Annotated in this window: 1 protein-coding gene; it reads right to left on the reverse strand. The window is 38.4% G+C overall.

Features of this window, described 5'->3' with window-relative positions; genetic code table 11:
• Positions 1-40 precede the first annotated feature (40 nt).
• Positions 41-18,646, reverse strand: a complete 18,606-nt coding sequence (locus FFWV33_RS02490) for an Ig-like domain-containing protein (protein WP_108739438.1) — start codon at positions 18,644-18,646, stop codon at positions 41-43.
• Positions 18,647-18,684: the final 38 nt, after the last annotated feature.

The following is an 18,684-nucleotide window of genomic DNA, read 5'->3' on the forward strand; positions in this document are numbered from 1 at the left end:
AACTTAAGACCGGCTAAAAATACAATTATTTTTTTTGAAATTAATAAACAAAGACTTTTTGAGACAATAATTTGCCATTACTGCTCGCTAAAACGATATAAATCTCATTTTTATTTGTCATTACAAAGCGGTGAATCATTTTTCCGTCTACTGGTTTTTCAAGCAATCTACGTCCAGCAACGTCATAAATACTAACCGTTGTTTTGTTGTCAACATTGGTCAAATCAACCACAATTTGGTTACCATCATAATAAATAAGAGCTGGCAAATTCACTTGCTCCACTGTTACAGGATTGAAATGCAACACAAATCGATCTGTAGCATCATTTACTCCCGCAGTAAATTTGTAAGTTGGCGTCACATTAAGATCCTGAATTGTTTTAGTTTTTTTATCTTCTAATAAAAATGTGGTTGCATTGGCGATATGCTCATCAAAGCTCATTTCAAAACTACCATTTTTACCTGCTTTAAACTGTAACGGAATAGCAGCATTTTCGATCACATCTGTCAAATAACGTACTGATAGATCTGCCTCCTTTTCGTTCCAATATAATGAAGGTGCGGAAGCATTTCGACTAAATAATTTTAAAGCTCCAGCTTGATTTACATCATAACCAAATTCCGCCAGCACCTCATCAAAGCCAGTACCATCATTTGCTTCAATTTTAACTTTTAAACGATTTTCTTTTTCGGCTTTCACCTTCATCCAGTTGTTTGCACCGGTATTCACTCGTACAGCATTACCCATCGTAATTGTACCTGCTGTGCTAGCACGTACAAAAAATCCTTGTGTAGGTGCTATATACTGCGTAACACTGTTGGTTCCTGTAGTACCGTTGGAGTTAAAAACTCCGTAATTATTGGCGGCTGGATTCCAAATATACATATCGTATCCACCCGCTGCAGTAACTAGAGCTGTACGTGTCCAACCAGTAACTGCTTTCCAGTCAATTGATGATGGGTAAGGATTCCCTATTAAATTAAATCCTTTTACAGTCAAATCAGGGCTACTGTTGGTCAATGGGTAAGTTACATTTCCGTTATTAAGTAAACCTGCAAACTCTTTTGTAGGGTTGACCGCTTGAGTCGAATACAAATACCCTCTACCGGTTACAAAACTAGTCGAAGGATGAATGGACGGCCAAGTTGGCGCAACAGTGGTATTCAATAAATACGTCCAACAAGGCGTTGGCTCATTCCATAAATACAAGTCGTAACCTGTACCGTTACCGTAAGTTCCCGAAGGAGTCCAACTAGTTCCTGAAATTGTTTGATTTGTTACTGGCGAAGCTATAAAATGCCACGCTTCCTTGACTCCGCTAATATATCTTTTTACAGTAGCTTGTACATTATTTGAATTGTGAATTAACGAGGCGTTTCCAGAGCTATTCGATTCTAAAATCAAGCCTGCTGTTCCACCGTTATTGGTAATTGTACCTGCAACGGTCAAGGTATTAGTAGCATCTACAATTAGTTTCTTACTGCTATTAATCAATAATGTTCCTGAAATTCCTATTTGCGCTGCACTAGTCACTGTTACTCCTACTCCATTATTGATGGTTAGATTGGCGAAATTTCCAGCAACCGCATTTTGAGCCGCATCAACATTGTAAACAACTGTTCCTCCCCAGTTTTTATCTGCAGGAAAAGGAGTCATACTTTGGGCAGCAGGAACTCCGGTTAGCAACGTACCTGTGTTTGCAATAGAATTACTAACAGACAATATAGAAGAACCCATATCAAGTGTCCCTGAGTTGGTGAAATCACCAGAACACGTCAAATCTCTCACTGTAGAAACAGTTCCTCCGGTATTCGAAATCGTTAAATTCTTCAACGACAAAGCTGTTGCAGTTCCACCAATAGTTTGAGAAGCAGTTCCATTCATTTCTAATGTACTGCCTGTTGATGCTGTAAAGGTACCGTTACTAGTAAAATTACCACCCACTTGATGCGTAAACGCTCCCGTGGTGAATGCAGCCGTAGGGTTAATGACAAAGTTTCCTTTTATTGCTAATGGGTTCACTGCTGTTCCGACTGCTGTTCCGGTGATAGTGAAATCTCCATTTATTTTAAGCGCTGCTCCTCCTGATGTTGCCATCATGGTTTTGGTACCGCTATTACTTAAAATTAAATTGTGATATCCACCTGTACCTGCAACCAAGTTAAGAATCATTTGATTCGTTCCATTATACTCTACTGTGTTTGGAAAAGCTGTTGCATTAAGAGGACCATTATTTGTCATTGCTCCCGCAATTCTCGTAATAGCTCCAGTTTGTGGCGTGAGCATTCCGCCTGAGTTAATCGTTACATTATTAAAATTAGTCGTTCCTGAAATTGTTGCTGTCGCTCCAGAAAAATATACGGTAGCCGTTCCTGCTGTAAATCCGCCATTATTGACCCAAGCATTTGCATTTCCGGCTACGGTAATATCGTAATCACTTGCCACAAGAGTTGCTCCAGAAGCAATTTCAAGTGTACTTACAAGCGATGGCGCATTTATAGGTAATAGATTTCTATAGGGAGCTAAGTCGCCATTGTTATCTGCTGGCAAAGCAGCAGGATTAGGAATTAAAACCGGACAATTTGCAACAGGAACTCCTCCATTCCAGTTACCAGGTAGACTCCAATCTCCATCATAAATTGCAGAACCGCTACCAGTCCAAGTATGCAAATGATTTGCTTCGTCTTGATAAGCATAACTTAAGCCCCATTGTTTAACATCAAGAATGGATGACGTTGCTAAGTAATCAATAGCAGGCCCTGTTAATTGTACCCAATTATCTGTTACATTTCTATCATTATAGCTTCGAGGGTAATTATAAGTAAAACTATTTGGCGTAATAGTATCCGGATTGTAAGCATCCCAAAATACCAATCGGGACTCGTCTAATTCTGCCGCGTTTAATTCACTGTCTAAATAGTGAAGTTTAACAATCATTCTATCGTTTCCACCAGATTGTGCAAAACTGTAATACCTATTAATGGCACTCGATCTCCACGAAGGAGTAGCTCCTAACACAATTTTAGTACTTACCCAAGTTGGTTTTGTGTTTCCTGCAACATTTAGGAAACTAATTGTTGTGTATGGATTTCCAAAATCATAGTCTTGTCCGTTATTAAAAACATGCTCTCTACGTACAATTCCGGATACGTCACCCATACCTGTAGTTACTGCAAGTGCACGCATATTTAAGGTCGCTGTTCCTGTCATGTTCAAAGCTCCTCTAACCGCTGTAGGATTGGCTGTTACTAAATTTAGGTTGCCATCTAATGATAAATCAATGCTACTATTTACACCTGCACCATTGTTGATTGCCAAATTCTTAAAATTAGTCAAACCAGTACCTGATATAGTTTGTGTTCCTGCTCCATTAAGTAAAATAGTGTTTCCATTACCAGTAGTAAATGATCCATTATTTGTAAAATCACCCCCTATTTCATGATCAAATGTTCCTGTATTGAAAAGAGATCCAGCAGCTATTGATATATTTCCAGCAATATCCAAGACATTATTGGCAGTAACACTCGCTAATCCAGAAATATTTAAATCACCTAGAATATCCATATCTTGATTTGGCATCGTTTTCACATCTGTTCCGCTTAAGCTCAAATTATAATAGCCGGGAATAGTACCATTTGGATATACTACATTTTGAGTAGCGCCATTGTAATTAATCGTATTTAAGAATGTCGTTGCATCTAGAATACCATTATTTGATAATGTTCCTACGATACCCATAGTGCTATTTGCCTGAGGCGTTAAACTGGCTCCAGAGCTGATTACTATATTATTAAAATTAGTAGCACCACTGATTTTTAAATCAAGATCAGTAAAAATAACCGTACTTGTTCCTGCGTTAAAAGTACCCCCAGCATTTTGCCACACGACCTCAGCATTTTCATTGTAGAAATACAATTCTGATGCTGGGCCAGCATTCAAAATACCTGCATTTTGAATAATCAACTGATGGGATTCTGCCAATGACGGCAATATTGGATCAAAGGTTGTTGTGGTCGCGTTAGGTATAGTCATTCTAGTAAACTTATTAGGGTAACTATTCGGACTCCAGTTAAAAGGATTGTTCCAATCTGTAGACTGCGAACCATTCCAAGTAATATTTGGATTTTCTGTTGCTGACAAAGCGATCTCTGTTTGACCAAAAGAGGAAGGTCTTGCTCCAATACTAACATTTTTTAAGTCGATACTATTATTAGATTCGTCTTTGGAATTGTACCCATACTCCACTACAGTAGGTGTTGGTAATCCTATGGCACCAAAAAACACTAATTGAGATTCATCAGCACCATTAAGTTCCGAATCTAAATAATTCAACTGTATGATAGCAAAGTTATCACTTGCGCCTATCTGTGCTAAGTCATAAACCCTTTTAACAGCAGTAGTTTTCCATGTTGGAGCTGCACCAATTTTGGTTTTTACACTTACCTGTGATGCCTTTGTACCTGTTGATCCAAAAATCATCAAAGTTTTACTATTCCCAAAAGTATAGGTCTGGCCCGTTACAAAGGTATGTGCGCGTTTTACAATTCCGGTTACATCTCCCGTCCCAGTATTTACAGCATTAGCAGTTAATGAAAGTGTACTAGTTCCCATATCCAAACTACCTAAAGTAGCTGTTGGGTTATCACTTTGTAAATCTAGAGCAGCATTTACTGTTATATTTTTGGCAGATGTGACCCCAAAACTATTTAAAACCACCAAGTTGTTAAATTCTGTTATGCTTGCTGTACCCGAAATATTCTGTGCAGCGGTTAAGCCATTCAACACAAAGGTACTAGCCGCAGTATTTAGTACACCATTATGTGTGAAGTTTCCACCAACCGTGTGCGTATTTGCACCAGCATCGAAAGTAGTATTTGCGCCTATCGATAAATCGCCTACAATAACCATACTATTAGGAGTAGTAACACTTGCAGTCCCTGCCAGAGTTAAATTTCCTAAAATAGATAGGTTTGTCGCTGGCAATGTTTTGGTACCGCTTCCGCTTAAAGTCAAGTTCGAATAACGATTTGTTGCAGCATACGGAATCACCACATTTTGATTGGCTCCATTGTACTCTACGGTCGTAACATTTCCATCCCAAGCCGGACGCCAGACTCCGATATTATTCATTGCACCTGCTATTCGCATAGTACTTCCGGTTTTCATTAATAGATTGGCATCTGTATCTACCGTTACATTGTAAAAACTTGTAGCTCCGGAGATATCTGCAGTATCACTTTTAAACAAAACAGTACTTGTATTTGGATTGAAGACTCCACCTTCGTTTACCCAAACATTTGCGCCGTCTATTAACGTCATTTGCGCATTTGCAACAGCATTCAAAATACTATTGTTTTGTAGTTTTATTGCTCTAATTGTCGTTGCAATAGGTACAATAGGATCATTTATTGTTGTAGCTGCATCGGGAATAATAATGTTCACAAAATCTGACGGAGCGCCATTTGGTGTCCAGTTATTCACCGTGGTCCAAGAAGTACTAAACGATCCATTCCAAGTAAGTGTTTCAATTTCATTTGCACTAAATCCTAGCTCTAGGCTACCAAAAGTAGATGGAAAGAATGCCATATTGATATTCGACAGCTTAACCCAATTTTCAGTTGTATTGATACTAGCTCTACCATGCTCAAATAAAGTCCCTGGCGGATTTCTATAAGAGAAATACACTAATTTACTTTCGTCATTGTTATTAATCTCCGAATCCAAATAGCTTGCTTTGATGGTTGCGGCAGTTGGATTTGTACCAACAGCTCCTGTTTGAATAAGTGAAAAGATTCTTTTTACGCCACTTGTTTTCCATGATGGATTGGCACCAATGGATAATTTAAGACTTACAGACGTGGGTAATGTTCCTGTGTTTTCAAAGAAAACAACCATATTTTTACCGTTAAAACTATAGTCTTTATTTGCCACAAGGCTATTTCTTTGCACAATACCTGTCAAATCACCATCACCTATAGTCACAGCATCAGCACCCATAGTGACAATTTTTGCCCCTGTATCAAGCGTCCCTTTTGTTTCTGATGGATTGGCACTCAGTAAATTCAGAAAACCTGTAATGGTAAGATCACTATTTGAAGTCACCCCCACTTCATTATTAATGGTAAGATTAGGAATCGTATTCGAAACAAATGCTCCACTCGAAATGGTTTGCGTTTCATCACTCTCAAAAATCACTGTCGATCCTGCTGCCGTAGCATCTATTTGTCCGCCATTAGTAAGATACAAATCACCACGAAGGGTCAATACTTTACCATTCACTTTAAATGTGTAAGCCGATTGCCCGTTTACTACACTTCCAACGATGCGATCTTGATCTAAGATACAATCTCTAACCGGAGAAGCTGCAAAAACAATAGAAGCTTCTTCTAGTGGCACGGATCCTGCAGACCAGTTGCCAGCCGTATTAAAATCTGTACTTATATTACCTACCCAACTATTAGTATTGAACTCCCACGCGCCAATATTTGGTGGAATACCACGAGCTGTTTGAGCATAATCGAGAATAATGCTCGTACCTGCAATACCAGTAGTAGAAGTATTTACTTTATAATCAGCAGCGGTTAATCCTCCTGCATTTGAAAAACCTGGATTACTATTGATACTGTTTGCATCCTGACCGCTTACAATTGGTAAGGAAACCACATTGCTTCCGCTATAATATCCTACTACTCCACCGGTACCTGATGCCCAATAAATATTGTAATCTAAGGTCAAATTACTGGCTCCACTATAGTTTAAAAATGCAGCATAGTGGGCATTTGTACCTGCAGATGTTGTTCTAAAGTTAGAAAAAATATTGTTTCTAAGGTCTCTAACTGCACCCGAAGCTGCTTCGTAAAAAGCATACGATTTATTTGTAATACCACTACCTAAAGAACCATTGATATAGACCGTATTAAAATACAAACTTGAATTATTACCGCTTGTTCCGCTGCTAAAAATTCCATAAATGGTAGTCCCTGTATTACCTCCTAGAGTAACAATATTGTTTGCGAATGTAACTGTTCCTTGACCCATTCGAATACCATAAATACTCGCATTGGTTGAACTAGAATTAACGGATAGATTTCGAATAAAATTTCGATTTACCAAATTGGCGCCCGTACTAGCTGTAAACACAATACCTGAAATGTAACCTGTTAAACTCGCATTTGTATTGGATAAATTATAGATCACGGTTTCTGTCACTGTATTTACAGCCGCGGTTCCAGTCATTTCGACCCCATTCACCGTTGCGGTAGTTGTTCCTAATGCTGTACTATAAAGATCATGAATACTATTTTTCACCAAAGTTGCCGTTCCAGCAGTGGTATAGACACCCGCTGTTCTCGATGCTTGCGTGCCGGAATAGGCATTTGTTAAATTCACAATTGTATTACTTGTCAAGGTATGCGTTCCTGTAGACTGCAAATACACCCCAATCAAGTTTTGTCCTAGTGTCGCCGTACTAGCTGTAGAAAGTGAGGCAATACTATTTGATGTTCCGTTACTTCCTATTATGTTTTGAACAATATTAATTGTACCTGCGACTCCCGCTTTTTTATAAATCCCCGCAAAACTATGTGCTGCAGTAGTACTGTTCCCGTATAGTGCAATAGAACCTATATTATTTTTCGAAATAGAAACCGTATTGGCACTTCCTACGTAGATTCCGTATGAGTCTGCAGTCGTATTTGTCGTCAAATTAATAGATCCCGTTCCTGTTGCCGCACCAATTATATTTCCTGTTGTCGTACCAATATTTACAGTCCCTGCATTAACTTCTATCCCGCGCCATGGTGTTGTACTCGAACTGGTATAATTGAAATTTTGAATCAAATTAGACTGAATTGAACTTGCGGTAACAGCACCAACATTCAAATACATACCTCTAAAACTATGAGCCGTATTTGCATTTACGGTCCAAGCTCCACCACCATTCAAGGCTGCTTTACCACCAATATAATTTCCTGTAATCACAAAATTATTTCCGTTCACATCATCAATTAAGATTGCTGTATATACTTTTGTACCTGTTGTGGGCACCATGTTATTTGTTTCGTAAAAGCTATTGTTCGAGATCGTCCAATCTGATGAATTCGAACTTAAATTGATTCCGTTTGAAGAACTATTATTATTCACAAAATCAAAAATAGTATTGTTGCGTATGCTATTTGAACTGTTCTCCCTGCCTACAGTTCCAAGAGAATAAATTGCATTTATAGCTCTATTTCCCGCAGCATTTGTAATTGCATTGTATTCTAAAATAGTAGAGTCATTACCGTTTCCTGTGGTTGAAGTACCAAATTCAACTATTCCGTTTGTAGCACTGTTTGAAGATCCGTTAATATTTAAGTATTTTAAGGTATTCAATTCTGCTGAATTACTCAATCGAACAGTCGCTGTACCCACCGTATTTGAAGTGCTATTGTTTGTAATACTCATACTTTTTGTTGTACCAGTTTGGTTTACACGCCCATCGATAGTCACATTATCGGCTCCGTTAAGATGCAATAACGGCGCTCCAGCAAGATCTCCAGAAACGTACACCCCAGCTTTTGTTGGATACATCTTTAACGAAGTCCACGCTCCTTGATTAAGAGTAGCGGTCACGTCTTCAGTAGTACTACCAATAAGGGTTACTACTACATCCTTACCTGTTTGATCATAGCTATTAATTGCAGTAAAGGCACCAGAAACTTTACTATAACTTCCGTTACTTAAAGGATTGGAATTCGAGACAATAACATTTGGTAATTTCCCATCAAATTCATCGGCACCTATGTCTGGTGCAGAACCCGCCCCATTGGTTTGAACCGCATAACCCGTATTACCCGCTCTAATTTGCCCTTCAAAATCGGTTGTAATTCCAGCAATATTTACTGCTCCACTTTCGATAAAAGTAATATCGTTATTCAGAATTTTCAAAAAGTCAACGCTAGATCCTGTCGTGCTTATAAACTGTGGATTTTCAGAAACCGAAAGTTGGTCGCGAGGCGCTATTGTTCCAGCTGTAAAAATTCCCGCTTTGTAGGCTGTTATATCTTGAGCCGAATTGGTTCCATTAGCATAAATTAAGTTAGTAGCACTAGGAACTCCTGCATAAAATAAATTATTATTTGACAAGGAATTGTAATTATTCAGCGCGAGTGAGGTTCCTGGACCTTGTCTAAAAGCAACATTAAACCCAGTACCATTGGCTGTAGAAAGATTTACAATAATATTGTTTCTTAAGTTTAAGGCAGCGGTGCTTGAAATTGTACTAGCTGCATGAAAAATCCCTGAAGACCCAAAATTTGTTCCCGTCGAACTAGCATTTAGATACATACTATTAAAATATATATTGCTTATCGATCGTACACCCGTATTGGTCATACTAATTCCACGAACATTATCAACCGCATTTGCTGCCGTTGCATTGATCCCTCCAATACGGTTGTTGTAAATGGTTGCAACTTGATCTGCTGTTGTTCCTGAAACGAGTATTCCGTTTACAGTTCCCGTTGAAACACTAGTAGATGATGACGAAATATCATAAATTTTATTTTGGTAAATCGCAGTATTAGCCCCCCCTGTGACTCCAATTCCACTAACACTTCCAGAGGTGATATTATTAGATTGAAGACCATAAATAATATTTTGATAAATACTTTTCACCGTTCCACTAGTTATGGCGATACCATTTACAATCGCAGACGTAGTTCCATTAGAAACAAAGGAATTGATCGTGTTAGAATAAATTTTATCATTTCCAACTCCAGTTATAATTCCGTAGATAGATCCTAAACTATTTATATTTCGAATAGTATTATTTGTGGTCGCGTTGGCTGTACTGGTAATGTTAACGTTCATTACTATAACTGTACCCGTTCCACCGTTCCAGTTTTCAAATGTATTTCCAGATATAGTTTTGGTTACCGAAGCTGTACCCGCATCGGTATTTATCCAACCTGAGATTGAAGCCGTTCCATTAACAGTAATATTCGAAAAATTATTATTGTTATTATTTACAACCACATTACTATTATTGGTTGCTGCTGTGCTAGTAAATAAAGTCATTGCTCCACTAGCGGCAGCACGTGTAAATGAGGTAACAATACTGTTATTATTTACATTTTGGACTCCGTTTGCAGGCATTATTACATTATTTGCAATGAATGTAATGGTTCCAGTAGTGTTTACATTTAATGCTGTAAAGGTATTTCCGCTAATTGTTTGAGACAACGTAGCTGCTGAGTTGGCTATATAAGTATTGGCATTTACACCCGCAACTGCATAGGTTATACCTGTAAGGTCATTGTTTTGAATGGACAGCGCACAGTTTGCAGATCCACCACTATTACTTATCCCTGTTAAAAGAGTTGAATTAGTAGCAGCGTAAGTTACCAAACCACCCGAAGTATTTCCTAATTGATTATTTTCAATAGTGATTTGCGATAACACTGCTCCACTATTCGCAATAGCTGTAATAGCACCAGTAGCTACCGATTTTGTGAAATTTCTGATTTTGTTTCCTGTAATTGCTACCGTTGTAGCGACAGCCGTATTTGAGATACCTCCCAATACTGAAGTACCTGTATTGGTTGCTCCAATTATAGAATTATTAGCAATTGATACCGCTCCAGAAGCTCCACTATTTAAAATACCGTATAAAACAGAGGCTGCTGTACCATACGAACTAACATTTTGAATCGTATTACCGCTAATAGTGATACCTCCTGTAGCCAAATTATAAATCCCATTTAATAAACAAACTCCTGTTGTGGTTGTTCCTAAAGTTCCTATTGCGATTGAATTTGCCGTACTCGTACTTCCAATGGTATTATCCGCTACTGTAAATTGTCCTCCACCAGCAGTGTTGATACCATGGAACGTATACCCGATCCCTAAAGCTCCAGTTGTACTAATAGAACCAATAGTATTATTTTTTATATTCACCGTACTCGTTGAGGTACAATAAATACCTGAAAGATAGTTAGCTGTAATACTTGATGTCAATGTGATGGAACCATTTCCTGTAGTCGCACCAATTGTATTTCCGGTTGTAGTACCAATATCTAGCTTTCCTCCTAATATTGATATTCCGCTAAAAATTCCAGGAGCTGCTGTAATAGCTGGAGAAGTAGTATACGATAAATTAATTCCTGCAATCTTATTTCCTTGAACACTAGAAGTAGATAGCGTTCCAACATTCATTTCGATACCAAAAAAACGATTACCTACTGCACCGGCGTAGGTTGTAGTTCCGGTAGCTGTCGCAGTAGTATATCCTATCGTATTATTTACTATCGAATAATCTACTCCAAAAGCAGTTATGATATTAATTCCTCTATGAATACTTCCAGTTGTTGCAGTTCGAGTAGCCGTTTGAAAAAGTTTGTTTCCCGAAATGGTCCAAGCTGAACTAAATGCTGCTAGATAAATTCCGTTTGAAGCGGATGCTGCGTTGAAATAATCCTGAATAGTATTATTGCTAATGGTAATGTCGCTATTGTCAATCAATACCGAACTACCCGAAGAATAAATAGCATTAGTAGGCAAATTGGTTCCAACCGCTTTGATAATATTCCCTGTAATCGCATTACTAACATTACCCACCGACGCAGCTGTGGAGAAAAAAACGGTTCCAGAAGACGTTAACGTTGACGCTCCTTCGATCGTACAATTTCGAACTGTATTATTGGTCGCATCATTTATAAAACGAATAGTACTTGTCCCCGCAGTACTAGCCGTACTAGCGTTTGAAATAATCAAAGAGTTTCCGCCAGTATTTAAACCATCAATAACAACATAATCAGCACCATTAAAATTTAGCAAGGCTCCACCAGCAACCGTTCCAGAGATTGTTCTAGCAGCGCCTCCACTTGGTGAGATGGTCAGTGTATTAAAATCGGTACAGCCATAATTCAGTTGATTTAATGAAATCGTTCCTGGCTCTGTAATATCACTTACAATATTGGCGGTCAAATTTCCCGCAAGTCCCTTAGTATTTAGCTCAGCAAACAAACCTCCCGTACCTGTTAGCGTTGGATAAGTTCCGCCGCTACCTACCGTTACTGTTCCATTAAGTCCAGCCAAAATTGTAAAACTATTGATGGTACCACCAATAGGGAAAGCCGCCGAAGTCAAAGCAACACTTGCAGGTGTAGCAGCGTAGACACCCGTATTGATACCTACGTAAGGCGATGGCGTAACAATATCTTGAGCTGTAACAAAATACTGAATCACATCTCCAGTGGTAACGCCACCAAAAATTAAATTGTAATTAATCGAAAAGCTAAACGGACTTGAAGTACTCGTTGTTTCAATGTATTTCCAGCCATCCGTAGTACTCGTATTTGTAGTAGGTAAAACGTTGCTATTTGTCAACTTTTTAAAATAAATTCTAGGTCGTGTACCAGCAGTAACATTGACTCCTGTAGCATCAGTGATTGTCGCTGAGATTGTTTTGTTGCTCAAACAACTATTGTTAGTCAAAGCAGTATAGGTAATCGAAGGAGGAGAAGCATCAATAGCTACATAATTATTTTCATAAGCACCCATATCTGGTGCTGAGGTACTCGCTCCTGCATATCCTGGATTTCCTTGACGAACAACTCCTAAATAATCAACTTCATAATCAGCGATATTTACTGCTCCACTTTCAATTTGTGTCGGGATAGTTGTATTTACTTTCAAGAAATTGGCGTTAGAACCCACTGTACTAATAAAATTTAAATTTTCACTAACCGATACTTGATCCCTTGGCGCAATAGTTCCTGCCGTAAAAATTCCGCTTTTATATTGCGCAAAAGTTTGAGCTGTACTCGTACCGTCACTATAAATTAAATTGGTTGTTCCGGGAGTTCCCGCATAAAACAAATTGTTTTTGGAGGTGGTAGCATAATTATTTAAGGTACTAGAGGTTCCTGCACTGCGTCTAAAGGCAACCGTTGTTCCACTTCCTTTGGGTGTAGAAACATTGATAATAATATTATTTCGAAGATTTAATGCAGCCGTTGTAGCCGTTGCATTTGCTGTATGATAAATACCCGTGGATCCAAAGTTGGTACCACTGGAAGCCGCCGCGTTTAAATAAACTGTATTGTAGTACGCATTGGTCATCGAAGATGCGCCAGTAGTGATAAAACCCAAACCACGAATTAAGTCGGTTCCACTAGCTGCACTTACTTTTAAATCACCAACAATATTGTTAGTAACATTGGTCATTAAAGAGGCAGTAGTACCCGAAACCTGAATACCGTATACTATTCCACTTGTAACTGCAGCGCTTGATGATGAAATGTCATAGATTTTATTTCGATCTATATTGACGGCCGATCCACCAGTTACCCAAATTCCTGAAATTGTACCAGTAGTATTGGCATTCGCAGACAAACTAAATATTTTATTTTCATAAAGGTTTACTGTTGTTCCCCCAGAGACTAAAATACCACGAACAGAACCAGTTGTGAGTGTGTTTCCAATAAGATTTGATATGGTATTTTGATAAATACTTTTTGCAGTTCCAGCTGTAACATTTATACCCGAAACTATTGACGTTGCGCCGCCACTCGTTGAGTTCAGGTTGTTAATCGTATTTAAATAAATTTTGTCGTTTCCTGCAGAAGTAATTCCATATATTATCTGACTGCTGCTTATGTTTTGGATTGAATTAGCATATACTTTATTCATTTCACTAACAATATTTACGTTTAGGGCTGTAACTCCTCCAGAACCAGCTGTCCAATTTTCAAATTTATTGTTATAAATAGTTTTGTCTACATTTCCCGTACCTGCATCGTTATTTACCCAGCCCAGTATAGTAGATGCACCACTTACAGTAATATTAGAAAAATTATTATTATTATTAGTAACAACTACTCCTGTATTGTTGGTTGTAGCACCACTTGTAAACAACGTTAATGCTCCAGAAGTAGCAGCTGCATTTCTAACAAAACCCGTTACAATACTATTGTTATCAATATTCTGAACTCCATTTGCTGGCATGACTACACTATTGGAAAGGAATGTAATTGTTCCAGTGGTATTTACATTCAAATTAGTAAAAGTGTTATTGCTAATGTTTTGTTTTAGTGTTGTTGCACCGTTGCTAATATACGTATGCGTATTTGATCCTGACCCACCGGTGTAATCAATACCTCTTATATCATTATTTTGAATCGAAAGCTCACAACTAGCTGCACCACCCGAGTTATTAATCCCGAATAATGCAACTGTATTAGCAGCAGAATAGGTCATTAAACCACCACTAGTATTCCCTAGTTGATTCCCATTTATATTAATGTTCGTTAGAACAGCTGCAACATTCCCTATTGCTGTAAAATAACCTCCAGTAGCAGTTCTTAACTGATTCCTTATGATATTGTTATTAATATTTAAAGTAGAAACTACAGCCGAATTATAAATGGGATAATATGTAATAGTAGTATTTGAATTTGTACCCGTGTTGGTTCCCGAAATAATAGAGTTCGTATTAATATCTACCGTACTTGATCCCGCAGTATTAATAATTCCATAGTACCCTGAAGTACTCGTTCCATAAACAGTAGTGTTTTGAATCGTATTATTAGTTATCGAAATCAAACCTGACCCACTATTAAATATTCCTCTAAAAGTGCAAACTACCGCCAATGTTGATGCATCACCAACAGTTATAGAATTTGCTGTGGTTTTACTTCCAATTGTATTATCTGTAATAGCAAAGTTCCCACCGATACCTGCTGTATAGATTCCGTAAAACGTATACCCAATTGCGGTACCTCCGTTTGTACTGATAGCGCCAATAGTGTTATTACTGATACCAACAGTCCCTACAGACGAAACATAAATTCCGTTTATTAATCCTGTAGAGGCTGTAGATGAAACCTGAATAGCATCAATACCGGTCGTGGCTCCGATGGTATTTCCAGCCGCAGTACCAATATTCACATTACCTGCCAATACAGCTATACCTGAAAAAATACCAGCATTGGTAGCTGTACCTATTGCTGTAGAAAAATTAATATTACTAATCGTATTTCCTTGCACGTTAGATGCTGTGGTAGTTCCCACTGACATCTCGATACCTCTAAATAAGGTTGTTTGACCTGTATACGTGGTCGTACCTGTAGCAGTTGCGCTACTGTACCCAATAACATTATTATTTACAGTATAATTTACCCCCGAAGCAGTAACAATATAAATAGCGCGATGAGTTAATCCTGCAGTTATAGTAGTACGAGCGGCCGTTTGATAAAATTTATTGTTCGAAATGGTCCAAGCTGAACTGTTTGCTGCCAAGTAAATTCCGTTTGAAGAAGCAGTAGCACTAAAATAATTATAGATTGTACTATTACTTACAGTGTTTGAACTATTATCCGCACTTACAGAAGACCCAGATGAATATATGGCATTGGTTGGAGTTGTTGCTCCATCTCGAATATCACAAAACTCAATAGTATTATTATCATTTCCTACAACATCTCCTAATCCAAAAACGATCAATCCACTTGCAGCAGATGCAGTTGTACCTTGAATAGTGCAATACCTCACTGTATTTGCTGTTGCATCAGTAATAAATTGAATAACACTTCCAGCTGTATTCGTGTTGGATAAGGTTAAGCTTGTTCCACCAAGTTGGTTAACACGACCATCAAAAATTACATTATCAGCTCCGTTCAAATTAATTAACTGACCGGAAACATTTCCTTCTATTTTTAAATTTGGTGCCGTAGGATATACTAGCAATGAAGAATACAAAGAGGCTCCATTTCCAGTATTATTCAGCGTAGCCGTAGCGATTTCTGTCGTGTTTCCTCTTAACTTAATGGTGATATCACCTTGATGTGTTCCATCATTAATTTTATCGAAAGCTTCTTTTACTGTCGAATAACATCCGAAAATAGTTCCTGCACTTGCCGCAACTTCAACATTACCAGTACTAACGGTAGCGGTTACTTGGGTCCTTGTAGCTGTCGTACAACTTGTATTCGTAGCATCAACCCAGTAAGATGTTGTAGTTGACAATACAGAAGTTGTAAAACTCGTACCTGTTGCTAAAGATGTTCCTCCTGTTGCTGCTGCATACCAATTAATGGTTCCTGCCGAAGCAGTTGCTTTCAAAACTACACTACCAACCCCACAACTTGAAGCACTCGTTACTTGTGTAATCGTAGGAATAGGATTTACCGTAAGCGTAGCCGTTGCTGTTGCTCCGGTAACATTGGCCTCATTAGTAAATTTTATTCGATAGCGGTTACCCGTCATAGTAGCGGTTACAGCTGTAAGCGTTAACGTGACTGATGTTCCACTTGCCACCGTACCTGATTGACCAGAAATATTGGTATAAGTACTACCATTGTTCGTGCTTACTTGCCATTGATAACTTACAGTGGTACTTGCTGTTGTAGTTGGAGTAGTTGCTATTATAGCAGTTGTTGCCGTAGCAGAGAAAGTTGCAGTTTGTGCTTCGCAAACTGTTTTGTTTACAGGAGCAGTCGTCACATTGACACTAACTCCTTGTAGGTAGGTACTATTACCCCCAGCAGTCGTTAATGGGGTTGCATAATTGGCACTTAAAACTCTACCCAATGCATCTACTTGCGGCGAACCAGTTATTCCACCGTAGGTTCCGTCGTTATTGGTATCGACCACAGCTCCGTAGGCTTCATTAGCGTCAAAACTACCATCATTATCGCTATCGGTATCCAAGTAGTTTGGAATTCCGTCATTATCGTTATCACATCCTAAAACAATTTTACTGATATCACTAGCAGATAAAACTGAAGGATAATGCACGATATCATCAATTAATCCTCCATAATAATTCACTGAAGAAGCACCAAAAGCACCTCCATTGGAATAACCTATATGCTGTACGTCAGAATGTCCAGCCAATTCTCCAAAACCGGTTGCCAAGGTTGTAGACGCTACGCCATCGAGATATAAAATCACATTTCCGTTGCTGTAGGTAAGCGCTATATGATGCCACAAACCATCACCTGGATAGGTTAAAGTAGCCGTATTCAATTGAACATTTGATTCTCGAACTGCCGCTTCTAATGTCGCACCGTTTAAGCGAACAGCAATTCCATTAGTTGTTCCTCCTTCTTCAAAAATAGTTTGAATTCCGGTAAGGGAGCTTGGTTTGATCCAAATAGAATAGGAAAAATTAGTTATGGCCTGATTTAAAAAAGTACCGTTACTGTATTGCAGATAATTTGAAGTCCCATTGAACGAAGCCGAATGTGTACCCTTTTTACTATCGGTAGAAAAGGAAACACTGCTTCCAGATTGTGCGTTATAACTATTCCCGGACAAATCATTAGTAGTATTATCAAGAGACCAGTAGCCATCATAACCTGCTTTTGGCAAACAATTATTTTCAATGGCATTTAATATTCCGTCGTTGTCAGCATCTAGATCAAAAATATCCCCTACTCCATCACCATCTTTGTCGTTTGGAATCGTTACAAAAACATCAATACTACCCGTTTGGGAACACACATTAGACAATTTTTCGGTAAGCGTATAGGTATAACTTGTATTTGTAGTTGGGTTAACAGCAATGACTGCGGTATTTGCTCCTCCCGGACTCCATACAATTGTTGGATTCAAAGGGACATCATCATCATAGGTTGGACTGCCAGATAGCGCACCATCTTCAGCACTAGCTGTACTAGCCAAATCCAAAACTGAATTATCAAAGTTGATATAGACATCCAAATCTGAATCTACTACGGGAGCGTTGAGTACGTGATCTTTTTCAATAATCACCTCTGATTGTAACAGCGAACGATTCCAAAGTTTGAAACCATCTATTCTCCCGTTAAAATAATTATTAGCGCTGGTAGAATTATTAGCAAATCGAATACTAGAATTTGATCCTATGGCCACTTGTCCAGAATGTCCATTTAAACCGTTACTGGCTTTTGTTCCTTCATTGAATGCGCCAATAAGTGTCCCATTCAAATAACCCTTAAAATGAAAACCATCTGTTGCATTTTGATCGAATACAAAAGCAACATGATACCACTGTCCGGTAACTATATTTGCATTGGGAGCATTCCAAGCGGTACCCCCTTCCCACGGCAAACAATATACTTTACCTCCTTCAATATACATTGAAAAACCGTTTGTACCACCACCTTCATTGTACAGCACTTGACGAGTTGTCACATCATTGGCTTTAAACCATAACATAACGGTACGGTAATCTGTAGTTCCTAAATTAATCAAATTAGAATTGGAGATTGCTACATAGTCCGACGTTCCGTTTAATTTAATTGATTTATTGGCAAAAGTAAGTCCGATATTGGTAGTTTGGCCCGAAACAATAGTTGGGTTTGCCGTAGGTGTAAAAGCCGCTTTTTGGTCTATATAAATCCTTTTCGAAACAACTCCTTGAGAAACACCACTTATAAATCCTTCAAAGGTGATGGTTCCTCTATTTCCATATCCCCATGTTACATTGATCGTTGATGCCGTGCTACTAGAAGGAGTTCCTCCTATAACCGTCCATTTATACGTATCGTAGTTAGTAGCATAGCTATAGGTTACTACTTCATTTTGGCACACTATATTTTGTGTTGGAGCAATTTGCGCCAGCAACAAATAAGGCACCAAAAATAAGGCCCAGAAATAAAATAATTTCGTTTTCAACATTTCTATAGTTTTTACAATTCGAAAAACCTTTCGCAAAC

It is taken from the genome of Flavobacterium faecale (assembly GCF_003076455.1).
GTDB lineage: Bacteria > Bacteroidota > Bacteroidia > Flavobacteriales > Flavobacteriaceae > Flavobacterium > Flavobacterium faecale.

Bases quoted from the DNA above. Each gene is read 5' to 3' on its own strand.
- FFWV33_RS02490 (WP_108739438.1), bottom strand. From the start codon at position 18,646: ATGTTGAAAACGAAATTATTTTATTTCTGGGCCTTATTTTTGGTGCCT.